The 21,863-nt window shown below is 74.0% G+C and carries 18 protein-coding genes and 2 pseudogenes; 8 read left to right on the top strand and 12 right to left on the bottom strand.

All coding sequences use genetic code 11. The features are described 5' to 3' along the window. Nucleotides 1-131: 131 nt before the first annotated feature. On the top strand, nucleotides 132-1,379 hold the full coding sequence (locus tag IEZ17_RS30570) for an FAD-dependent monooxygenase (RefSeq protein WP_229852812.1): 1,248 nt from the start codon (nucleotides 132-134) through the stop codon (nucleotides 1,377-1,379). 1 nt (nucleotide 1,380) lies between these two features. Then, complete coding sequence (locus IEZ17_RS30565) at nucleotides 1,381-2,118, top strand: pyridoxine/pyridoxamine 5'-phosphate oxidase (RefSeq protein ID WP_189305800.1); 738 nt, start codon at nucleotides 1,381-1,383, stop codon at nucleotides 2,116-2,118. Between the two features lie 37 nt (nucleotides 2,119-2,155). On the opposite strand, the gene IEZ17_RS30560 is transcribed toward IEZ17_RS30565, so the two are convergent. Together IEZ17_RS30560 and IEZ17_RS30555 are read right to left on the bottom strand one after the other, a co-directional pair. Further along, nucleotides 2,156-2,644, bottom strand: a complete 489-nt coding sequence (locus tag IEZ17_RS30560; RefSeq protein WP_189305854.1) for a GNAT family N-acetyltransferase — start codon at nucleotides 2,642-2,644, stop codon at nucleotides 2,156-2,158. A 158-nt stretch (nucleotides 2,645-2,802) separates the two neighbouring features. After that, the gene (locus IEZ17_RS30555; protein ID WP_189305798.1) at nucleotides 2,803-3,309 is read right to left on the bottom strand and encodes a Zn-ribbon domain-containing OB-fold protein; all 507 of its coding nucleotides are present in this window, start codon (nucleotides 3,307-3,309) and stop codon (nucleotides 2,803-2,805) included. A gap of 415 nt (nucleotides 3,310-3,724) precedes the next feature. Between IEZ17_RS30555 and IEZ17_RS30550 the strand changes: the two genes are divergently transcribed. After that, complete coding sequence (locus tag IEZ17_RS30550) at nucleotides 3,725-5,992, top strand: acetate--CoA ligase family protein (protein ID WP_189305796.1); 2,268 nt, start codon at nucleotides 3,725-3,727, stop codon at nucleotides 5,990-5,992. Between the two features lie 73 nt (nucleotides 5,993-6,065). Next, nucleotides 6,066-6,947: an enoyl-CoA hydratase/isomerase family protein gene (locus tag IEZ17_RS30545; protein WP_189305794.1), complete on the top strand. Its 882-nt coding sequence runs from the start codon at nucleotides 6,066-6,068 to the stop codon at nucleotides 6,945-6,947. A gap of 35 nt (nucleotides 6,948-6,982) precedes the next feature. Here IEZ17_RS30545 and IEZ17_RS30540 read toward each other — a convergent pair whose 3' ends face one another. Further along, complete coding sequence (locus IEZ17_RS30540; RefSeq protein ID WP_229852811.1) at nucleotides 6,983-7,579, bottom strand: hypothetical protein; 597 nt, start codon at nucleotides 7,577-7,579, stop codon at nucleotides 6,983-6,985. A gap of 8 nt (nucleotides 7,580-7,587) precedes the next feature. Beyond that, nucleotides 7,588-8,169: an RNA polymerase sigma factor gene (locus IEZ17_RS30535; RefSeq protein ID WP_229852810.1), complete on the bottom strand. Its 582-nt coding sequence runs from the start codon at nucleotides 8,167-8,169 to the stop codon at nucleotides 7,588-7,590. 210 nt (nucleotides 8,170-8,379) lie between these two features. On the opposite strand from IEZ17_RS30535, the gene IEZ17_RS30530 reads away from it, so the two are divergent. Next, nucleotides 8,380-9,003 carry a flavin reductase family protein gene (locus IEZ17_RS30530; RefSeq protein ID WP_189305790.1) on the top strand — a complete coding sequence of 208 codons (624 nt, stop codon included), beginning with the start codon at nucleotides 8,380-8,382 and terminating at the stop codon, nucleotides 9,001-9,003. Nucleotides 9,004-9,113: 110 nt separating this feature from the next. Continuing rightward, nucleotides 9,114-9,833, top strand: coding sequence for a YoaK family protein (locus IEZ17_RS30525; RefSeq protein ID WP_189305788.1), 720 nt, complete (start codon nucleotides 9,114-9,116; stop codon nucleotides 9,831-9,833). A gap of 11 nt (nucleotides 9,834-9,844) precedes the next feature. Here IEZ17_RS30525 and IEZ17_RS30520 read toward each other — a convergent pair. The 4 genes and pseudogenes from IEZ17_RS30520 to IEZ17_RS30505 form a co-directional block, all read right to left on the bottom strand. Beyond that, nucleotides 9,845-10,102, bottom strand: a pseudogene (locus IEZ17_RS30520) (MFS transporter); the annotation flags it as partial. Between the two features lie 252 nt (nucleotides 10,103-10,354). Then, nucleotides 10,355-11,437, bottom strand: a complete 1,083-nt coding sequence (locus IEZ17_RS30515) for a Zn-dependent alcohol dehydrogenase (protein WP_189305787.1) — start codon at nucleotides 11,435-11,437, stop codon at nucleotides 10,355-10,357. After that, nucleotides 11,434-12,636 (bottom strand): acyl-CoA dehydrogenase family protein, encoded by a 1,203-nt coding sequence (locus tag IEZ17_RS30510; RefSeq protein ID WP_189305785.1) that lies wholly within the window; start codon nucleotides 12,634-12,636, stop codon nucleotides 11,434-11,436. The genes IEZ17_RS30515 and IEZ17_RS30510 overlap by 4 nt, the downstream gene beginning before the upstream one ends. Before the next feature lie 217 nt (nucleotides 12,637-12,853). Beyond that, nucleotides 12,854-13,768: an SDR family NAD(P)-dependent oxidoreductase gene (locus tag IEZ17_RS30505; protein ID WP_189305783.1), complete on the bottom strand. Its 915-nt coding sequence runs from the start codon at nucleotides 13,766-13,768 to the stop codon at nucleotides 12,854-12,856. Between the two features lie 150 nt (nucleotides 13,769-13,918). Between IEZ17_RS30505 and IEZ17_RS30500 the strand changes: the two genes are divergently transcribed. Next, a complete protein-coding gene (locus IEZ17_RS30500; protein ID WP_189305780.1) occupies nucleotides 13,919-14,845 on the top strand; it encodes a cyclase family protein in 927 nt (308 codons plus the stop codon). A 377-nt stretch (nucleotides 14,846-15,222) separates the two neighbouring features. Here the strand turns inward: IEZ17_RS30500 and IEZ17_RS30495 are convergent, their stop codons facing one another. The 3 genes from IEZ17_RS30495 to IEZ17_RS30485 form a co-directional block, all read right to left on the bottom strand. Next, entirely contained in the window at nucleotides 15,223-15,696 is a 474-nt protein-coding gene (locus IEZ17_RS30495) for an ATP-binding protein (RefSeq protein WP_189305778.1), read from the bottom strand. A 434-nt stretch (nucleotides 15,697-16,130) separates the two neighbouring features. Beyond that, nucleotides 16,131-17,261 (bottom strand): acyl-CoA dehydrogenase family protein, encoded by a 1,131-nt coding sequence (locus IEZ17_RS30490; protein WP_373300001.1) that lies wholly within the window; start codon nucleotides 17,259-17,261, stop codon nucleotides 16,131-16,133. Nucleotides 17,262-17,269: 8 nt separating this feature from the next. Continuing rightward, nucleotides 17,270-18,424, bottom strand: a complete 1,155-nt coding sequence (locus tag IEZ17_RS30485) for an acyl-CoA dehydrogenase family protein (RefSeq protein WP_189305776.1) — start codon at nucleotides 18,422-18,424, stop codon at nucleotides 17,270-17,272. 476 nt (nucleotides 18,425-18,900) lie between these two features. Here IEZ17_RS30485 and IEZ17_RS44275 point away from each other — a divergent pair. Then, nucleotides 18,901-19,491 (top strand): annotated as a pseudogene (locus IEZ17_RS44275) (AMP-binding protein); the annotation flags it as partial. A 45-nt stretch (nucleotides 19,492-19,536) separates the two neighbouring features. Here IEZ17_RS44275 and IEZ17_RS30475 read toward each other — a convergent pair. After that, a complete protein-coding gene (locus tag IEZ17_RS30475) occupies nucleotides 19,537-21,807 on the bottom strand; it encodes a serine/threonine kinase C-terminal domain-containing protein (protein WP_229852808.1) in 2,271 nt (756 codons plus the stop codon). Nucleotides 21,808-21,863: the final 56 nt, after the last annotated feature.

The following is a 21,863-nucleotide window of genomic DNA, read 5'->3' as shown; positions in this document are numbered from 1 at the left end:
CCATGCCCGGCACCGACGCAACGCCCCCCACCCCAAAGCCCGTTCAGACTGTTCTGCCCGTTCACTCCGTTCAGCCCGTTCCTTCCACTCCGGCCGTTCCCTCCACTCCGGCCGTTCGGCCCGTTCGGACCGTGCTGATCTCCGGCGCCGGCATCGCCGGCCCCGCGCTCGCCTACTGGCTGCACCGCTACGGCTTCGCGGTCACCGTCGTGGAGCGCGCCCCCGAACTGCGGACCGGCGGCTACAAGGTCGACATCCGGGGCGCGGCCATCGAGGTCGCCGAACGGATGGGGATCCTGGAGGACATCCAGCGCTCCAGTACGGACATGCAGACCGGTGCCTACGTGAACGGCAGCGGCAAGCGGATCGCCACCCTCCCCGCCGACATCTTCGGCGCCCGCGTCGACCGCGACGACGAGATCATGCGCGGCAAGCTGACGCAGATCCTCTACGAGCGCACCCGGGCGGACGTCGACTACCTCTTCGGCGACTCGATCACGTCCCTGACGCCGCTCACGGGCACCGGGGAGCACGGCGTCGAGGTCACCTTCGAGCGGGGCGCCACCCGCCGCTTCGACCTGGTCGTGGGCGCGGACGGGCTGCACTCCACCGTCCGGCGGCTGGCCTTCGGCCCCGAGGCGCGCTTCCTGCGGCACCTCGGCGGGTACCTCTCGGCCTTCTCCATGGAGAACGAACTCGGCCTGGATCGGGAGGAGTTGTACCACGCCCTGCCCGGCAAGCTGACCTGCGTCTACCACTCGGCCGGCGAGCCGGGCGCCAAGGGCCTGCTCGGCTTCCGCTCCCCGCTGCTGGAGTACGACCACCGGGACACCGGGCGCCAGCTCGACCTGCTGGACGGCGCGTTCGCGGGCGACGGCTGGCGGATCCCCCGGCTGCTCGAAGCGGCCCGCGAGGCCGACGACTTCTACTTCGACGGCCTGCATCTCGTCCAGATGGACCGCTGGTCCCGCGGTCCGGTCGTACTGCTCGGCGACGCCGCGCACTGCGCCTCGCCCGCCTCCGGGCAGGGCACGGGGATGGCGCTGGTCGGCGCGTATGTACTGGCCGGGGAGCTCGCGGCGGCCGACGGCGACCCGGCGGGTGCGTTCGCGCGCTACGAAGCGGAGATGCGCGGCTATGTCGCGGTCAATCACGCGCTCGCGGAGAAGTTCGCCCGCGAGATGACACCGATGACCTGGTGGCAGATCCGGCTCCGGCATCTGATGCTGCGGATGCTGCCGCACATGCCGTGGAAGGACTGGGTCGCGCGGAAGGTCGCCGAGGACGTTCAGCGCGGCGCCCGTGCGATCACGCTCAAGGACTACCCGCTGCCGCCGGTGCCCGCGGCCCGTCCCGCGCGGCCGACGTACGCTGCCTGACATGGCCGATCACCACGCGCACTCCGACCGCTCCCCCGGCCCCGCGGGCCGGTCCCCCGAAGACGCGCCCGAGGGGGCCGCCGCCGCGGACGCCTTCCGCGAGCTGCTGCGCGGACTGCGGGTCTGGGAGTGCGAACTGCCGTCGTTCGACCCGGCGCAGGCTCCCGCCGACCCGCTGCCGCTCTTCCGGCGGTGGCTGCGGGAGGCCGCCGAGGCCGGCGTCCCCGAGCCGCACACGATGACCCTGGCGACGGCGGACGAGGCCGGCGCCCCCTCCCTGCGGACCCTGATGCTGCACGACGCCGATGAGCGGGGCTGGCACTTCGGCACGCACCGCGGCAGCCGCAAGGGCCGCGAACTGGCCGCCCGCCCGCGGGCCGCGCTCGGCTTCTACTGGCCGGCGGTCGGCCGCCAGGTACGGATCCACGGCACGGTGACCGCGGCCGGCCCGGAGGAGAGCGCGGCCGATCTGCACCACCGCTCCACGGGCGCGCTGGCGGCGGCGCTGGTCGGTCACCAGAGCGAGGTGCTCGGCTCGGCCGAGGAGCTGGCCCGCGCCTCGGAGGCCGCCTGGGAGCACGCCCGGCGCGAACCGGACGCGCCGGTCCCCAGCTGGACGCTGTACGTACTGCGCGCCGACGAGGTGGAGTTCTTCCAGGGCGATGCGCTACGGCGCCACGTCCGGCTCAACTACCGCCGTACGGAGAGCGGTTGGGAGCGGGAACTGCTCTGGCCCTGAGGGCTTACCCGGCCGGCGGCATACGGGAGCGCCACACCTACAGCTGCTGGTACATGATGTGCAGCCCCACATACCCCTTGGCGGGGTGGTGGAAGCCCTCGGGCAGCGTCGTCATGATCGTGAAGCCGAGGGACCGCCAGAGGGCGACGGCGCCGGTGTTGGTCTCCACGACCGCGTTGAACTGCATCGCCCGATAGCCCTCGGCACGGGCCCAGGCCAGGACGTGCTCGCCCAGGGCCCGCCCCGTGCCGCGCCGGCGGTACCGCGGGTCGACCATGAAGCTGGCGCTGGCGATGTGCGAGGCGCCGCCGAGGTGGTTGGGGTTCATCTTGGCCGAGCCCAGCACCGTCCCGGAGGCGTCGACGGCGACGACCGTACGGCCGGGCGGCTCCAGCATCCAGCTCGCGCGGGCCGCCGGTTCGTCGATGTCGCGCGGGTAGGTGTAGGTCTCCCCGGCCCGCACGACGGTCCGGAAGAACGGCCAGACGGCGGGCCAGTCGGCGGCGGTCGCGTCGCGGATCAGCACGAGTGGGGTCGGTACGGGCGAGTTCGGCTCAGGCGAGTTCGGCTCAGGTGGGATCGGCACCGGATCAGCGTGCCGCGGACGGGGCGGGGCCGCCACCGGATTACCGGGGGCCGCCGAGTGCCCGCGGGCAGCCGGGCCCGCCGCACGGGCCGTCCCGCTCACCCGTCGCGCGCCGGCCGGAAGACCGGGACCGCGCACCCGCCGCCGCCCGCCGCCCCTTCCTCGCGTGAGTCCGGGAGGTCCCTGCGGAAGTGCACCGTGAGCGGCATCCCGATCCGGAGGTCCGCCGCCGCGCAGTCCGTCACCTCGGTCATCATCCGGGGGCCTTCGGCGAGTTCGACCACGGCCGCCACGTACGGGACCCGGTCGCCGAAGGGCGGAAGGTCGTTGCGGTGCACGACGGACCAGGTGTAGAGAGTGGCGCGGCCGGCGGCCGGCTCCCAGACGACGTCCTCGCTCCAGCAGTGCGGGCAGAACTCGCGCGGGTAGTGGTGGACCGCCCCGCACCCCTCGGCCCGGCACCGGCGCAGCAGCAGCCGCCCCTCGCCCGCGGCGTCCCAGTACGGCCGGGTGAAGGCGTCCGGCTCCGGCAGATCGCACCGCGCCACCGCCCTCCCGGCGGCGCCTGCCGCTCCGGCCGGGTTCCCCGTACGTCCCGCACTCATCCGCACACCCCCAGCGCGCACCGCTGTTCCCGTCCGGCGATCCCCTGACGGCATCCCCTACGGGTCTTCCGACGGTACGTCAGTTCAGCGGATGGGCGGCCGGTGCGCAAGAGGCCGAGGCCGGCCCGGCCGGAGCACCCTCGGGACCGGCCCGGCCGGAGCGCCCTCGGGTCCACCCCGTGAAGCTTTACCGTGCAGCCCCATTCCTGACATGCCGTCAGTTCAGTAATCTGACTAGGCGTCAGGTATCGCCACGTACGGAGCGGGAGCGGTGCAGTGCAATGCGCGGCGCGCGGCGTGCGGCATGCGTGGTGCAGCGCAAGCCGACAGGTGCGCCGCATCGCACGCGGTGCAGTGTGCGGTGCGGCGCACAGTGCAGTCAACGAGAGCCGTCACACAGGAGCGGGCGTCTGCGATGCTTGGATCGACTCACGGCACCCTCACCACGCACTCCCGGCCGGCCCGCGTCGTGGCCTGCGGGGAGCAACCCCCACACACCGTCCACAGCATGACCGACCCGCGTGGCGACGCCGGGCGGCTCGGCGACGGCAGCGGCGACGGCGCCGTCGACCGCGACGTCAGCGGCCGTCCGCTGAGCGCCCCCGTCCCCGACCTGGACCGCTTCTTCCGGCCCGAGTCCGTGGCGGTGATCGGCGCCTCGGACAGCGAAGGCCGCCCCAACACCGGCATCACCCGCCAGCTCATCGCCTGGGCGGAGCGGGTCGGCGCCCGGCTCCACCCCGTCAACCCGGGACGCGCGCAGGTCTTCGGCCGGGCCTGCCACGCCACCGTCGGCGAGCTGCCCGAAGCCGTCGACCTCGCCGTGCTGCTGGTCGGGGAGCCGCTGCCGGTCATCGAGCAACTCGCCGAGGCCAAGGTGAAGTTCGCGGTCGCCTTCGCCTCCGGATTCGCCGAGACCGGTGCGGACGGGGCCGCCGCCCAGGCCCGGCTCGCCGAGGCCGTCGAACGCTCCGGCCTGCGGCTCCTCGGGCCCAACACCAACCTCAACGCCTTCGAGAAGTTCCGCGACGATCTGGACGGTCCGGCCATCGCGCTGATCACGCAGTCAGGCCACCAGGGCCGGCCCGTCTTCACCCTCCAGGAACTGGGCATCCGCCTCTCGCACTGGGCCCCGACCGGCAACGAGGCCGATCTGGAGACCGCCGACTTCCTCTCCTACTTCGCCACCCGTCCCGAGGTCGGGGCGATCGCCGCGTATGTGGAAGGGCTCAAGGACGGGCGCAGCTTTCTGCTCGCCGCCGACCGCGCCGCCCGCAACAAGGTGCCGGTGGTCGTCGTCAAGGTCGGCCGCACCGAGACCGGCGCCCGGACGGCCGCCTCGCACACCGGCAAACTCACCGGCGCGGACGAGGTGGTGGACGCCGCGATGCGCCAGTTCGGTGTGATCCGGGTGGACGGGCTCGACGAACTCCAGGACACCGCGGCGCTGCTGGCCCGCGCCAGGAAGCCCACCGCCGAGGGCATCGCCGTCTGTTCGATCTCCGGCGGCACCGGCGCCCACTTCTCCGATCTGGCGACCGCGGCGGGCCTGCGGCTGCCCACCCTGTCCGACGCCAAGCAGGCCGAACTCCACCAGTGGATACCGGACTACCTCAACGTCGCCAACCCGATCGACAACGGCGGCCACCCGGTCGGCGACTGGCGCGGGCGCAAGATCCTCGACGCGATCCTCGCCGACCCGTCCGTGGGCGTGCTCATCTGCCCGATCACCGGCCCCTTCCCGCCGATGAGCGACAGGCTGGCGCAGGACCTGGTGGACGCGGCGGAGCAGACGGACAAGCCGGTGTGCGTGGTCTGGGGCTCGCCGGTCGGCACCGAGGACGCCTATCGCCGCACCCTCCTCGGCTCCTCGCGCGTGGCGACCTTCCGCACCTTCGCCAACTGCATCACCGCCGTCCGCGCCTACCTCGACCACCACCGCTTCGCCGCCGGCTACCGCTCGCCCTTCGACGAGGCGCCGCGGGTGCTGTCCCCCTCCTTCCGCAAGGCGCAGGCGCTGATGCGGCCGGGCGAGCAGCTGAGCGAGCACGCGGCGAAGCAGCTGCTGCGCGCCTACGGCATCCGCGTGCCGCGCGAACAGCTGGTGACCAGCGCGGCGGCGGCGGTACGGGCGGCGAGCCTGGTCGGCTATCCGGTGGTCATGAAGGGCTCCGGCCCGCAACTGGCCCACAAGACCGAACTGGGCCTGGTCAAGGTCGGTTTGACCTCGGCCAGCCAGGTCAGGGACGCCTATCGCGAGCTGACCGAGATCGCCCGCTACGAAGGCGTGCCGCTGGACGGCGTGCTGGTCTGCCAGATGGTCGAGCGGGGCGTCGAGATGGTCGTCGGCGTCACCCACGACACGCTCTTCGGGCCGACCGTTTCCGTCGGCCTGGGCGGGGTGCTGGTCGAAGTCCTGCGGGACATCGCGGTGGGCGTACCGCCCTTCGGCGAGGACCGGGCCCGCGCGATGCTCGGCGAACTCCGCGGCCATGCGCTCCTGGAGGGCGTACGCGGCGCGCCGCCCGCGGATGTCGACGCGCTGGTCGAGGTCGTCCTCAGGGTGGAGCGGATGGCCCTGGAACTCGGCGGCGAGCTGGCGGAGTTGGACATCAATCCGCTGGTCGTGCTGCCCCGCGGCCAGGGTGCGGTGGCGCTGGACGCACTGGCCGTGTGCCATTGACCGTGGCGCGTCCCCGCCAAGTCCCCGGCCCCCGACGCCCTTTCCCCGTCCCTTCCTCTGGAGCCGCTCCCCCATGACCTCCGCACCGTCCCCCCGCGCCGCATCCCCCGCCGGCGAGAGCCCGGCGCCTGCCGCCGGCCCTGCCGATCCCGTCGATTCCTTGATACTCCACGCCACTGACAACGGCGTCTCGTGGCTCACCCTCAACCGCCCGGACGCCATGAACGCCCTCACCTGGGACCAGCGCGAACGCCTCATCGGCCGGCTCGCCGACGCCTCCGCCGACCCGGACGTACGGGCCGTGGTGATCACCGCGACCGGCAAGGGGTTCTGCGCGGGCGCCGATCTGCGCGGCTCGCCGCCGGCGGGCGGGGCGGACGGCGGCGACCGGGTGCCCGGCGATGTCGCGCGGATGATCCGGAACGGCGCCCAGCGGTTCATCGCGGCCGTACTGGACTGCGAGAAGCCGGTGATCGCCGCCGTCAACGGGACCGCCGCCGGGATCGGCGCGCATCTCGCGTTCGCCTGCGATCTGGTGCTGGCCGCCGAATCGGCGCGGTTCATCGAGGTGTTCGCGCGCCGCGGGCTGGTCCCGGACGGCGGCGGCGCCTATCTGCTGCCGCGGCTCATCGGCCCGCAGCGCGCCAAGGAGCTGATGTTCTTCGGCGACGCCGTACCGGCCGCCGAGGCCGCGCGCCTGGGCCTGGTCAACCGGGTCGTCCCCGACGGCGAGTTGGCGAAGACCGCCCGGGAGTGGGCCGAGCGCCTGGCCGCCGGCCCCACCCGCGCCCTCGCCCTCACCAAAGCGCTGGTCAACGCCTCCCTGGACACCGACCGCGGCACTGCCTTCGCCGCCGAGGCCACCGCCCAGGAGATCACCATGACGACGGCGGACGCACAGGAGGGCGTCGCCTCTTTCGTGGAGCGCCGCCCTCCCACCTACCGGGGGCGCTGACCGCGTCCCACCGCCTGCGGGGGGGCGCAGGCCGCTCACCGCGCCCCCGCCGGGCACTCGGGCACCTCCCGCGTATTACGGGTCCGCACCCCCGGCAGCCATCCCGACACCCCGTCCCCGCCGGTGACCCGGTACCAGCGGGTGGAGGTGACCCCCTCCTCGTCCCGCAGCAGCTGCCCGTCCGAGGCCACGCAGCGCACCCACAGGACCTCCCCGTGCCAGACCCGCCCGGCGAGGTTCCCGCGCGCCGCATAGGCGGTGTGCGGGTCCTTGGCCAGCCGCAGCGCACACTCCATGGTCCGGCTCGTACGGCACGCCTCCTCGCTGTTGTAGACCGTGACCGGCACCGTCCCGGGCGGGCCGGCCGGCCGGATGTCCACCGGCCCCGGCCGCACCAGCCACCACACGCCCAGCGCCACCGCCGCCACCGCGGCGGCCACGGCCAGCGCGACGGCGAAGGGGCGCCGCAGCGCCCACGCGCCCGCCGGTTGCCGCCCCGCGCCCGGCTGCTCCCGGATCCGGTCCCACAATCCGGCCGGCGTCCCGATCTGCTCGTCGGCGAGCCGCAGTCGCGCCCGCAGCAGCGCCGCGGCCTCCTCGTCCGCGCCGCCGTACCGTGGCCCCGCGTCCACCGTGCCGCTCACCTCCCGGCCTGCCCGTGCTCCGATTCGACGAGGTACGCGCGCAGCCTGTCCAGGGCCCGCGCCCGGTGCCGGGCCGCGGTGCCGCGATGCACCTTCATGATCTTCGCGGCCTGGTCGATCGTGTACCCGTCCAGATCGACCAGGATCACGATCCCCGCCTGCCGGTGCGACAGCCGCCCCAGCAGCCGCACCGCCTCCAGCTCCGCATGCCGCCGCGCCACCCCGCCGTCCCATCCGCCGTACCCGCCACCGCCCACTCCCGCGTCCTCGGCCCCTTCCACTCCCGCCACCTCGTCGACCAGCACCTGCCGGCGGTCCTTGCGGTACGCGTCCCGGGCGACGCTGAGCACGGCGGTGAAGGCGTAGGCGTACGGCTCCGGGTGCGCGAGGAAGCGCTGCGGCCGGGCGGCCAGCTTCAGATACGCCTCGTGCACCACGTCCTCGGCGGACTGCCGCGATCCGGCCAGCATCACCGCCCGCCGGTAGAGCCGGGGCAGCAGGCCGCAGAAGACCTCGTCGAAGGTGGGCGATACGGATGACGCGGCGGACATGGATGCCGGCGGTGTCACATCGGCCATGTACCGGAACACTCCCCCGTGCTTGGCTACGGCGCGACCGAGGTGGACGTACCCGTGCGCTCGGCGCGCAATCAGGAGCGCCCCTCGCGCTCCCCCGAATACCCCTGATCCGCCCCCGGAGTTCCCCCCAAACCACCCTTCAGGGTGGCGCCCGCCCTTCCCATCTGACGCAGCATCAGATTCAATGCAGGCATGATGGGACACGCCGGAATGGCGGCCACCGCAGTGCGCTACCTCCGCTCCGTGGGCGCACCGACCAAGGCCGCTCCCCCGGCCGCACAGGACCCCGCCGCACTCCCCCGCCCCGCCCTCCGCGCCGTGCGGGAGGACGAACGCGCCCCCCTGGACCCGGCCGAATTCCGCGCCGTCCTGGGCCACTTCGCGAGCGGCGTCACGATCATCACGGCCCCGGCGACCCCGGACGCGGCGGGCCCGGCCGGCTTCGCCTGCCAGTCCTTCGCCTCCCTCTCCCTGGACCCGCCCCTGGTGGCCTTCATGGTCGCCCGCACCTCGACGACCTGGCCGCGGATCGCCCGCGCCGGCGTCTTCTGCGTCAACATCCTCGGCGCCGGACAGGGCGCCCTCTGCCGCGCCTTCGCGGTCAGCGGCGCCGACAAGTTCGCCGGCGTCGGCCACACCCCGGCCCCCGCCACCGGCGCACCCCGCCTCGCGGACGTCCCCGCCTGGATCGACTGCACCATCCACGCCGTCCACACCGGCGGCGACCACCTCATCGTCGTGGGCCGCGTCGACGCCCTCGGCACCGACCCGGCTGCCGCCGAACGCGGCCCCCTCCTCTTCCACCGGGGGGCGTTCGGGCGGTTCGACGGCTGACGGAGCCCCCGGCCGGGGCACTTTCCCGAAAGAAGCCCCGATACGGAGGTTTTCGGCCCATTCACGGTGATTGGTTGCACGGCGGCGGGGATCCACGAAGGATCATGTGCATGGTTGCTGATCCTGGCCCGCCCCGGGGAGACGACCCCCCGCCCGCCGTCCCGGCCCCGTCCTCCGGCGATCCGTTCCCGGCCGCGGTGCTGTCCCTGACGGTGACCATCGGCATGACCGACGCCATCAGCTTCCTCGGCCTGGGCGAGGTCTTCGTCGGCATGATGACCGGCAACGTCGTGGCGTTCGGCTTCGCACTCGGCGGCGCACCGGACCTCGCCCGGCTCACCCCGCTGCTGGCCCTGACCGGTTTCCTGTCCGGCGTCGCCGCCACCGCGACCGCCCTGCGCAGGGCGGCCTCCCCCGCCTCCCGCCACTGGTTCTGCACGGCCATGGCCGTCGAGGCCCTGCTCCTCCTGGCCGCCGCGGTCATCTCGTTCCGGCACCCCGGCGGCCACGGTCACCACGCGCTGGTGGCCCTGCTGTCCCTGACGATGGGCATCCGCTGCGCCGCCGTCCGCAGCCTCGCGATACCGGAGCTGCTCACCACCTTCGCCCTGACCGGCGCGTTGATCTCCCTTGTCCACGGCGCCTGCACCGGCACCGGCTCGCACACCCCGCGCCGCCTCGGCCTCATCGGCAGCACCGCGCTCGGCGCCGTCATCGGGGCGACCGCCCTCACCCAACTCGGACGCAGCTGGGCCCTGCTGGTGACCTCCTTCACCGTCGCTGCCCTCACCGTCGCCCTCCGCTGCCACCCCGCATCACAGCGCCGCTGAGCCGCCCGGCGCTACGCCGTCGCCCGCCTCTTCCCCCGGACCACCACCGCCGTCAGCGCCGCCACCGCGCACAGTGCACCGGAGGCGTACCGGACCGGGTCGTAGGTGCCGAAGGCGTCGCGGGCGAGGCCGCCCAAGTAGGCGACGAGGGCGGCGCCCACCCGGTGGGCGCCGAGGACCCAGCCGAAGACGATGGCGCTGTCTGCTCCGTAGTGCTCGCGGCAGAGGGCGATGGTCGGGGGAACGGTGGCGACCCAGTCGAGGCCGTAGGGGCGGGCAGGCGAGGAAGGCCCTGCCCCTGCCTTCCCTCCGCCGTCGACAGGCTGGCCGGGCGGCCGGGGCGCTGCGGGAGCCTCCTCGGCGGGCCCGCGCAGCGGCAGATCAGGCGGTGTCTGGGGCACCCCGACAGCTTCGGGGAAGCGGTCGCACCGAACGAGTGGCCGGAGGGCCAGGGTTCGCAAGGTTCGGGCCGGCCCTCCGGCCGGCGGCTCACCCCCCGGGCCGGCCCTCCGGCCGGCCGCTCACTCCCGGTCCCGCCCGAACACCAGCACCCCCCGCGCCACCCGCCCGTGGTGCGCGTCGTCCGCCGCCTTGGCGAAGTCCTCCACCGCGTACGTGCGGGTCACCAACTCGTCCAGCAGCAGCCGCCCTTCGCGGTAGAGCCGGGCGTACAGGGCGATGTCCCGCTGCGGGCGGGAGGATCCGTAGCGGCAGCCCAGGATCGACTTGTCCAGGTACATCGACGAGACGAGGAAGGACGCCTCGGCGGTGGCCGGCGGAACGCCCAGCAGCACCGCCTGCCCGTGCCGGTCCAGCAGGTCGATCGCCTGCCGGATCAGCCGCGTACTGCCCACGCACTCGAAGGCGTGGTCGGCGCCGGTCGGCAGGATCGTCTTCACCGCCTTCACGGTGTCCGGGACGGCCGACGCGTCGACGAAGTGCGTCGCCCCGAACTGCCGCGCCACCGCCTCCTTCGCCGGATTGGCGTCCACCGCCACGATCACCGACGCGCCCGCGATCCGCGCGCCCTGGAGCACGTTGAGGCCGATACCGCCGGTCCCGATGACCACCACGGAGTCCCCGCGGTCCACCTTCGCCCGGTTGAGCACCGCGCCGACCCCGGTCAGCACCCCGCACCCGATCAGCGCCGCGGACGTCAGCGGAATGTCCCGGGCGATCTTCACCGCCTGCACCGCCTTGACGACGGTGCGCTCCGCGAACGCCGAGTTCGACGCGAAGTTGAACAGCCGCGCCTCTCCCCGCCGGAACGGCTTCCCGGGCATCCCGATCGCCTTGCGGCACATCGTCGGCCGCCCCCGGTCGCACTCCGCGCACGCCCCGCAGTTCGCCAGCGTCGACAGCGCCACATGGTCACCGGGCACGACATGGTCCACACCCGCCCCCACGGCCTCGACCACCCCGGCCCCCTCGTGCCCCAGCACCACCGGCACCGGGAACGGAATGGTCCCGTCGATCACCGACAGATCGCTGTGGCACAGCCCCGCGGCCCGGATCCCCACCAGCACCTCGCCCGGCCCCGGATCCCGCACCTCCAGATCGTCCACGACCCGGGGCTGCTCACCGTCGAATATGACGCCCTTCATCTGCACCGCTCCGCTCTCGGCAGGCCGAGCACCCGCTCGGCGATGATGTTGCGCTGGATCTCGTCCGAGCCGCCGTAGATCGTGTCGGCCCGGGTGAACAGGAACAGCCGTTGCAGCGCGTCGAGTTCGTACGGCGCCGCCGCGGACCAGTCCGCCGGCCCCACCACGGCCGCCGCCCCGCGGACCCGCATCGCCAGCTCCCCCAGCCGCTGATGCCAGCCGCCCCACAGCAGCTTCGCCACGCTCGGCGCCCCCGCGTCATCACCTGCCCCCAGGGTCCGCAGCGCATTCCACCGCATGACCTTCAACTCGCCCCACTGCCTTACGAGTTGTTCCCGCAACACGGGATCGCGCACCGCCCCGCTCCGCAGCGCCGCCCCGACCACCACGCCCAGCTCCGCGGCGAAACCGATCTGCTGGACCAGCGTCGACACCCCCCGCTCCAGCGCCAGCAGCCCCATCGCCACCCGCCAGCCCGCGCCCTCCCCGCCCACCACGTGCTCGGCGCGCGCCACCGCCCCGTCGAAGAACACCTCGTTGAACTCCGCCGTCCCCGACATCTGCCGAATCGGCCGCACCTCGATCCGCCCCGGCTGGTCCATCGGCACCAGCAGGAACGACAGCCCCCGGTGCCGCCGCTCCCCTGGATCCGTCCGCGCCAGTACGAAGCACCAGTCGGCCTCCATGGCGAGCGAGGTCCACACCTTCTGCCCGCTGACGCGGTACCCGCCCCCGTCCCGCACCGCCACCGTCCGCAGCCCCGCCAGATCCGACCCCGCCTCCGGCTCGCTGTACCCCTGGCACCACAGCTCCTCGCCCCGCGCCACCGCCGGCAGGAACCGCTTCCGCTGCGCCTGGTCCCCGTACGCGATCAGCGTCGGCGCCAGCAGGTTCTCCCCGATGTGCCCCACCCGCCCCGGCGCCCCGGCCCGCGCGTACTCCTCCGCCCACACCACCTGCTGCGTCAGCGACCCCGCCCGGTTCCCGTACGCGCCCTGCCGCCGGTCCCACCCGAGCCCGATCCACCCGCCGCTCCCCAACTCCCGCTCCCAGGCCCGCCGCACACCACACCCCACATGCTCACTCCCGGGCCCACCCCGCCCCCGCAAGGCGGCGAACTCCCCTACGAGGTGCCTCTCAAGCCACTCCCGCGCCTCCCCCCGAAACACCTCATCCTCACGACCGATCCCGAACTCCACCCGAGCCCTCCCACTCACACCAGCCCCCCACCCACCGTTTCTCCCCACCACCCACGGGAGGGGACGGGCCGGAGGGGCGGGGTGTCCGGACGTAAAGCGCAGCAGTCCGGACACCCCGCCCCGGAGGCCCGTCACCGCACCCCGACAGCCCCGCGCAGCGGATAAAAACCACCACGGCGGGAAAGCCGAAATCGTGGGAAGCAGGCCAAGCGCCGAGCTACACGTTGGGACGCTCCTTCGCAGCCGCAGCCCTGGCCATCTCCTCCAACTGCGCCAGCATCGGCATCGGATCGACCCCGACCGACCTCGGTACCGCCTCCGCGACGCGCTCCGGCGTCCACCCACCCTCGTCGGCGTAAACGGAGCGCAGCTCCCTCGGTTGCGCCCACACCGCGATCTTCGGCCCGGCCACGGTGTACACCTGGCCGGTGACCCCGTCGGCCCGCGCCCGCTCGCTGAGCAGATAGACCACGAACGCCGCGACGTCCTCCGGTTCGCCGATCTCCTTCAGCTCCATCGGCACATTCGCCGACATCCGCGTCCGGGCGACCGGCGCCACCGCGTTCGCCGTCACCCCGTACTTGTGCAGGCCCAGCGCCGCGCTGCGGACCAGCGAGATGATCCCGCCCTTCGCCGAGGCGTAGTTGGCCTGGGCGACGCTGCCCTGGTGGTTGCCGCTGGTGAAGCCGATCAGGGTGCCGGACTTCTGCCGGCGCATCACCGCCGCGGCGGCCCGGAACACCGTGAACGTGCCCTTCAGATGCGTGGCGACGACCGGGTCCCACTCCTCCTCGGACATGTTGAAGAGCATCCGCTCGCGCAGGATCCCGGCCACGCACACCACACCGTCGAGCCGCCCGTACCGCGCCAGCGCGGTGTCCACGATCCGCTGCCCGCCGGCCATGGTGGAGACGTCGTCGGCGACGGCCGTGGCGCTGCCGCCGGCCGCCTCGATCTCCTTGACCACCGCCGCCGCGACCTCGCTGCTCGGTTCGCCGCCCCCGATCGAGACGCCGTAGTCGTTGACGATCACCTTCGCACCCTCGGCGGCGGCGGCCAGGGCGACGGCCCGCCCGATGCCGCGGCCCGCCCCCGTGACGGCGACCACCCTGCCGGCCAAGAAGTTCCCCATGCCGCGACCCTTCCCACGGTTTCTGACGGACCGTTAGATTTTTGAGCAGTCGCGGTACGAACACAAGCCCCCGGACCGAAGCCGCCCCCGCCACCCGTCCCGTCCGAGCCACCCGGCCACCCCGGCCACCCGAGCCGCCAAGGAGGCGCCGTGTCACTGCCGCAGGAGTTCCACGACATCGCCAACCGCGTGAACAACTGGGGGCGTTGGGGCGCCGACGACGAGATCGGCACGCTGAACCTGATCACCGCGGACGTGGTGCGCGCCGCTGCCGCGACCGTACGCAGCGGGCTGCGCATCCCCCTCGCACTGCCGCTCCGGCAGGACGGTGTGCAGACCGGCGTGATCCCCGGCCGGGTCAATCCGCTGCACACCATGGTCGCCATCAACCAGGAGATCTTCGGCCCCGGTACGGTCGCCACCTCCGACGACACCGTCACCATGGGCCTCCAGGCCGCCACCCACTGGGACGGCCTCCCCCACGTCTCGCACTCCGGGCGGCTCTACAACAACCGCCCCGCCGGCTCCGTCACGGCGCACCGCGGCGCCACCGCCCTCGGCATCGAGAAGGCCACGCCGATCGTCTCGCGGGGGGTACTACTGGACGTGGCCCGCGCGCACGGCTGCGACCGGCTGGCGGGCGGGCACGCCGTCACTCCGGAGGACCTGGAGGCCGCCGAGGAGCTGGCCGGGACCGCGGTCCGGTCCGGCGACATCGTGCTGATCCGGACCGGGCAGCTCCGGCACTACCTCGCCGGCGACCGGGAGGCGTACGCGTTCCCGTCCCCGGGCCTCTCGCTCCGCACCCCGGAGTGGTTCCACGCCCGCGATGTCGCGGCGGTCGCCAACGACACCCTCACCTTCGAGATCTTCCCGCCGGAGATCGAGCACCTGTGGATGCCGGTGCACGCCCTCCACCTGGTCGAGATGGGCATGCTCCAGGGCCAGAACTGGAATCTGGAGGAACTGTCGAAGACCTGCGCCGCGGAGGGCCGCTACGCCTTCCTGCTGTCGGCGATGGCCGAACCGTTCGTCGGCGGCTCCGGCGCCCCGGTCGCGCCGGTCGCGGTGCTGTGAGCCTGCCCGGCCGGGTGGCGGTGCGCTCATGCGCGCCCCGAGCACGGCACCGCGAACCGCCACCCTTCCCCGGCTACCGCTGGGGCCCCCACCACGCCACGACCCGCACTCGCCAAGGCCCCGGACCGGGATTCCGCCATGGCGGCACCCCGACTCCCCTTCCACGGCCTCGGCGTCCCCTCGCCGCGAATCGCTCCCCCAAGAGTGATCACCAGCGCACGCCACGTCAACACCTGGTCTGGACTAATTCCGCCGCAGATTCCGCAGTTGCGGGCAATATGCCCGATTCGTTGCGATTTGCCGCAACTCTCTACGGCTGCTTCGCGACTGCCGTGCGGTGCGCGGAACGTCACTGCCGTGCGGGCGTCGCTCTCGCGTCAGGCGCGGTGCGTCGCGGCGCAATGAGGGTCGTACGCCCCCAGGTCCGCCCCCGCCGCCATCAGCAGCGGCTGCCCGCGGTCCACCTCGCACCAGATCCGCTTGCCGGCGCCCTCGTGCTGCCAGCCCCAGCGGTCCGCCAGACCGTCGACCAGCTCCAGGCCACGGCCGTTGGTGTCCTCGCCGTCCGCGTGCCGCTGGCGCGGCGGGCGGGCGCTGGCGTCCACCACTTCGACCCGTACGGTGCCCACCACGGCTCCCGAGCCGGAGAAACACATCCGCAGCCGGGCCGCCGTGCCGGTATGCACCACGGCGTTGGTGACCAGCTCGGAGATCAGCAGGATCAGCGTCTCGGCGAGCGGTTCGTCCGCCCCTATGCCCGATCCCGCGAGCCTCGACCGGGCCCACCGCCGGGCCCGCCCCACCTCCGCGGGGTCGGGCCGCACTTCCAACTGCACCTGAAGCACCTGCACCGCTCACACCATCCGAACCGGCGGAAACATCGCCTCGCGCCTCCACGGAGTCACGATGCGTGACTCCGGCGAAGCACAGCATGGTTGACGTTCAGTCACCGCAACAACCGCTTCGGGCATATTCCAGCGCAAGGGAGTATGCGTGCGGCATACTGTGCGACGCACATTGCGGGGAGTCGAACATGGGGGGCCATCGGGGACTTGCCCGAGGCGAGCGGCGCGCAGTCCGTAGCCCGGAGCCGCCCTTCCGGCGGCACCGCGACCCCTGCGCCTCAGGACCACTCGCACCCAACGGAGAGTACCCGAGCAGGGCCCCGACTCCCGCGTGTGACGAGTCACGCCTAGGACACAACCCGATATCGACCCTCCGTGACCGCTTATGCGTGCCGAGTCCGACATTCCGCACACGAGTTGCCAGAGTCTGACATCGTCCGTCACCCCGGCAGCGCGTCGGCCAGCGCTTCCTCCGCCTCCCGGGCGGTGCCCCAGCATTCGGCCCGCAGCCAGGCCCGCTTGAGATGCAGATGGACATCGGCCTCCCAGGTGAAGCCCATCCCGCCGTGGACCTGGACGCAGTCCCGGGCGTTGCGCACCGCGGCCTCGTCGGCGAGCAGCTTGGCGCCCGCGACATCGAGGGCGTCGTCCGTCACCGCCGCCGCGTACACCGCGCTCCGGGCGAGCTCGGCGCGTACCAGCATCTGCGCGCACAGGTGCTTGACCGCCTGGAAGGAGCCGATGGGCGCGCCGAACTGCTCGCGCCGCCGGGCATGGGCGACCGCCATCTCGACAGTGCGGGCGGCGCTGCCCAGCTGCTGGGCGGCGGTCAGCAGGGCCGCCTCCCGGCGCAGGCGGGGCACGTCCAGGGCGAGCGGGGTGGAGCGCGACCGGCCGGTGACGCGGGCGAGCGGCGTCAGCGGGTCCACGGAGGCGAAGGGGGCGCAGGTGACATCGGCGGCTGCGCTCCGGTACGCCTCGCCGGTGCGCCCCCGTGCGCCCCGTGTGCCCTCCCCCAGGAACACCACCTCGTCGCAGCCGGCCGGGTGCTCCCACAGCACCGGATCGGCCGCGGCGTCGCACAGCCCGGCGATCCGCTCGCCGGCCGCCACGCCGTCCACCACCCCGGCCAGCAGCTGCCCGGCCACCAGCGGTCCCGGCAGCAGCGCCCGGCCGGCCTCCTCGAAGACCAGGACGGCCTCCGGCAGCCCCAGGCCGACGCCGCCCGCCGCCTCCGGGAGCCGCAGCGCGAAGAACCCGGCGTCGCCCAGCTCGCGCCACAGCGCGCGGTCGAGTGCCGGGTCGTCGACCTCCCCCGAGCTCTCAACTCCTCCCCCACTCTCAGCTTCTCCCCCACTCTCAACTTCTCCCCCACTCTCAACTTCTCCCCCACTCTCAACTTCGTTCGAGCGGGGGGACCCCCATGAGCGGGGGGACCCCCATGAGCGGGGGGACCCCCATGAGCAGGGGAGACCCCTACCCCGCAGCCGGTCCCGGTCGTGGCGCCCGACCAGCAGCTCGCGGGTGCCGTCCCGCAACGCCCGTTGGTCGTCGGTGAGTTGGAAGTGCACCGGCCCGGTCACCGCCCCTTCGGCAGGCCGAGGATCCGCTCGGCGACGATGTTCTGCTGGATCTGGGAGGTGCCCGCGGCGATGGTGTACGAGAGGGCGGAGAGGCGGTCGGCGACCCACTCCCGGTCGGCGTCCAGCGATTCCGCGCCCAGCACCTCCGCCGCCGCGTCGTAGAGCTCCTGGCGGGCGTGCGAATAGCGCAGCTTGAAGACCGAGCCGCCGCTGCCGGGGACGCCGCCGATGCTCTGTGCTTCGCTGACGTTCCACTGGGTCAGCCGCCACAGTGCCGCGAACTCCGCGTGCAGCCTGCCCAGCCGGCGGCGGAGCACCGCATCGTCCCAGCGGCCGTTCGCACGAGCCGTACGGGCAAGCGCACCGAGCACCCGGCGGCAGGCCACCACCTCGCCGACGAACGCGGTGCCGCGCTCGAAGGACAACGTCACCATCGTCACCCGCCAGCCGTCGTGCTCCGCGCCGACGCGGTGCGCGGCCGGCACCCGCACCTCGTCGAGGAACACCTCGGCGAACTCGGCCGACCCGGCGAGCGTCCGCAGCGGCCGTACGGTCACCCCGGGGGCGTCCATCGGCATCGCCAGCCAGCTGATGCCGCGGTGCCGGGGGGCCTCGGGGTCGGTGCGGACGAGCAGTTCGCACCAGTCGGCGACCTCGGCGTGCGAGGTCCAGATCTTGCTGCCGGAGACCACATAGTCGTCGCCGTCCCGTACGGCCTTCGTACGGAGCGAGGCGAGGTCGGAGCCGGCGTCCGGTTCGCTGAAGCCCTGGCACCAGATCTCGTCGCCGCGCAGGATGGGCGGCAGCCAGCGGGCGCGCTGCGCGGCGGAGCCCTCCGCGGCGATGGTGGGGCCGGCGTGCAGCAGGCCGACGAAGTTCGCGCCGACGTACGGGGCGCCGGCCTTCTCGGACTCCTCCAGATAGATCAAGTGCTGGGTGGGCGTGGCACCTTGGCCCCCGGCGTCGACGGGCCAGTGCAGTCCGGCGTACCCGGCGTCGTACAGCATCCGCTGCCACGCCGCGTCATACGCCCGCCGGCCGGGCCAGTCGGCCGCGGCCGGCTTCGGCGGCACCTTCGGCAGCACCTCGGCGAGCCACTCCCGCAGCCGCGCCCGGAAGGCTTCCTCCTCCTCGGTGTACGTGAGGTCCACTAGCGGTCCCGGCGGTTCTTCGGGGGCCGGGCCGTGCGGCGGTGCGCGAGCCCGCTCGGGCGGTCGTCGGCGCTGGCGGTGCGCGGTGGCTCCATCGGGCTCCCCTGTTCCCCTCGCCCCGCGTCCGGTCGTCCCGGCGCGGTCCCGGTCGGCGGCATCCATATCTGATGTACCGTCAGAAAGAGCCTAGCCGGGGCCCTCTGGACCGGCAAGGTGCCGACCCTTAACCCCGGATAGGAATCTGACGTTGCGCCAGAAAGACCTCTGGCCGGCCGCCGGAGGGACGGCAGCAGCCGACGGGAGAGCCGCATGACCGGCAGCACCCTCTGGGACCTGGTCGCCTGGCGGGCCGCCCGCACGCCCGACGCCGCCGCGCTCATCCAGGGCGCCCCCTCGGCCCGGCACGAGCGCCGGATCACCTTCGGCGGGCTGCACCGGCGCGCGGAACGGGTCGCCGCCGGACTGTACGAGCGGGCTCGCTCGCCGCCTACCGGCGCCACCGGGTCACCGTCGCCGGCGGCTCCACCGCCTGCTACACCCTCTTCCTCGCCGAACAGCGCAAACTCCCGCCGGGACAGCGGCTGTTGCCGTCCCTGCGGCTGCTGGCCGGGGGCGGCGCCCCCAAGCCGCCCGAGCTGTACCACGAGTTCGTCGCCGAGCTGGGCTGTCAGCTGACCCACGGATACGCGCTGACCGAGGCGCCGATGGTCACCATGGGCGACCCCTGCGACAGCCCCGAACTGCTCGCCGGTACCGACGGCCGGCCGCCCGCCGGCATGGAGATCCGTATCGCGCCCGACAGCGGGGAGATCCTGCTGCGCGGGCCGTCCGTCTTCCGCGGCTATCTCGACGAGCCGGCCCCTCCCCCGTGCCTCCCGGCTGCTCTCGCAGGGCCTGGCGCCGCACAAACTGCCCGAGCAGCTGGAGGTGCTGCCCGCCCTGCCGCGCGGCGCGACGCTGCGCAAGGTGCTCAAGCAGGGCTGCGGGAGCGGTTCGGGGGCGAAGGGGGCGGCGGGGGCGAAGACGGCGACGGGGGCGGCGGGGGCGGCGGGGGCGGCGGGGTCTGAGTGCGCGATGACGGCCGGCGAACGCCAACCAGCCCTACGCCCCGGCTAGTTGGGGCGGTATGCGCTGCTCGCCTGCTCGTACAGCTTGTCCACCTCGCCGCGGCCGGCGTCCGGGCCGATGACCATGACGATGTGGTAGCGGCCGTTGTGGATCATCGCGAGGTTGCGGACGTAGACCTGGCGGCCACTGCTGTCCCGCCAGGTGAAGGTGCCCTCGGCCATCGCCGTCTGCCCCACGTCGATGCGCCGCAGCCCGGACGACGAGGACCAGCCGGAAGACCGGTAGGGCGCCAGCTCGGCCTCCTTGTCCTGCTGATACGCCATCGGGTCCGCGCCGGCCTGCGCCGTCGTGTCCCGGCCGGGCACGACCACCAGCTCGAAGTCGCCGCCCGTATAGCGCACCTGGCTGCGATCGGTCTCGGCACGGCGCTGCCAGCCCTTGGGGACCGCGACCTGGAACCCCATGGGGTCCGTCCGCAGCTCGTAGCCCGGCGCGAGATTCCCGGGCGCGGTGGTCTGCGGCTCGCCGGTCCCCGGGGAGGCGCTGCCGCCGGTCCCGCCGCCGTCCCGCCCGGCCGAAGGGGTGGGGCTGCCGCCGGGCGCCGCGCCCGAGGAGCCGCTGAGGTCCGCGCCGGACGGGCCGCCCGCCGATGCCGCGCCGGACTTCGGCAGGAACACCATGGCGTACGCGATCCCGCCGACCATCAGGAGCAGGATCACCGTCAGCAGCACCCGGCCCAGGCTTCGCGGCGCCCGCCCCGGCCGCGCCCGCTGCGGCGCGCGCCCGAGCCCGACATGGCCCAGCAGCTCCTGCGCCTCGTACGGATCGCCGGACGGGCGGCTCGCGGACCGGGGCGGCCGGGCGGGCCGGGCGGCCTTGGGGCGCCGCAGCGGCTTGGGCTGCTCGGGGATCCGCGCCGGACGCGACGGCTGCGCCCGGCCGACCGGCGCGGGCCGCCCGTCGGCCCCCGGGCGCGGCTGCTCGCCGCGGGCCCGGACCTTCTTCTGCCGCCCCCTGCGGACCAGTTCGCCGCGGCGCCGGACGATCGGCAGCCGGCGCGGATCGGCGCCCTGCTCCAGCGCGGGCAGCGTCACCAGCCGGCTGCCCAGATCCGGCTCCGGCGCCGTACGGATCAGCGCCCGCAGCCGGGCGCGCAGCTCCTCGAACTCCGGGCGGGCGGCCGGGTCCTGGCACAGCAGCGCCTCGACGACCGGGCGCAGCGCCCCGCACTCCGCGGCACCGGCGGGCGGCTGCGCCCCCACCAGCCGCACCAGCTCGGCGGCGCTCTCCTCGGGGAACGGGGGATGCCCCTGCACGCTGCGGAACAGCAGCGCGCCGACCGCCCACAGATCCGCGGCCGGACCCGCCTCCGGAGCCGGCGCCGCGCCCTCGCCGACCGGCCCGGCCTGCTCCGGCGCCCAGCGCTCGGTGACCGCCCCGACGACCTGGAGCCGCGCCTGCCGGGCCCGCTCGGCGGCGAGCCCCGTGAGCCCGGTGGGCCTCTCCTCGGGGGCGGGCGCGTCATCGGCGGCGCCCCGCGCCTGCTTGACCAGCGACGTCCGGCCCGGGGACGCGGCACCCGCCGCGGGCCCGTCCCCCGGCCCGGGCACCGGGTCGTACCCACACAGCGCCTCCTGGGCCGCCCCGGCCGCCAGACCGGTCAGGATGGCCCGGCCGTCGTCGCAGACCATGACCGTACGGGCGGTGATGTTGCGGTGGATCCAGCCGTGCGCATGCAGGGCGCGCAGCGCCGTCAGCACATCGGCGGCGATCTCCGCGGCGCGGTGCGGGGACAGCGTCCGCTCGGCGAGCAGCGCGGACAGCGGGCGGGCCGGGAGGCGTTCACCGACGATCCACAGGCTGCCGTCCTGCGCGAAGACGTCGAAGACCTGGTCGAGCAGCGGGTGGTCGGGCAGCTGGGCAGCCGCCGTCGCCGCCTCCAGGACGCGCCGTACGACGGGATCCCGGGGGCTGCGGTCGGCACCGCCCCCGGCTCTCCGGGACCGCGCCCCGCCCCCGTCGGCGAACCCGGACTCCGCGAACCCCGGCCGCCCGCCGTCGGCCCCGACGACCTCGGCGTCCACCACCTCCGGCAGCGGCACCTGACGGACCAGCACCTCCTGGCCGCTGTAGGTGTCGAACGCCCGGGTGTCGGCGAACCGGTCGGCGGGAGGGGCGTCGAGGCCCGCCTCGAAGCCGTCCACGGCACCGCCGCCGTCGCCGCCGGAGCCGTCGCCGGAGGGGCGCACGGGCAGGCGGTAGCGCTCGGCGAGCACTCTCCCCCCTTGCCTGAACGGCATGGGAGGTGCCCCCATCGCGTACTCCTCCACAGCGCCTCCCCGGGGTCCGCGCCGCATTCCCGCGGATCGCG

Origin of the sequence: Streptomyces albospinus, from assembly GCF_014648695.1 — a bacterium.
Taxonomy (GTDB): Bacteria; Actinomycetota; Actinomycetes; order Streptomycetales; family Streptomycetaceae; genus Streptomyces; species Streptomyces albospinus.
Note: the sequence above shows the minus strand (reverse complement) of the source record. Positions and strands in the feature narration are given on the sequence as shown.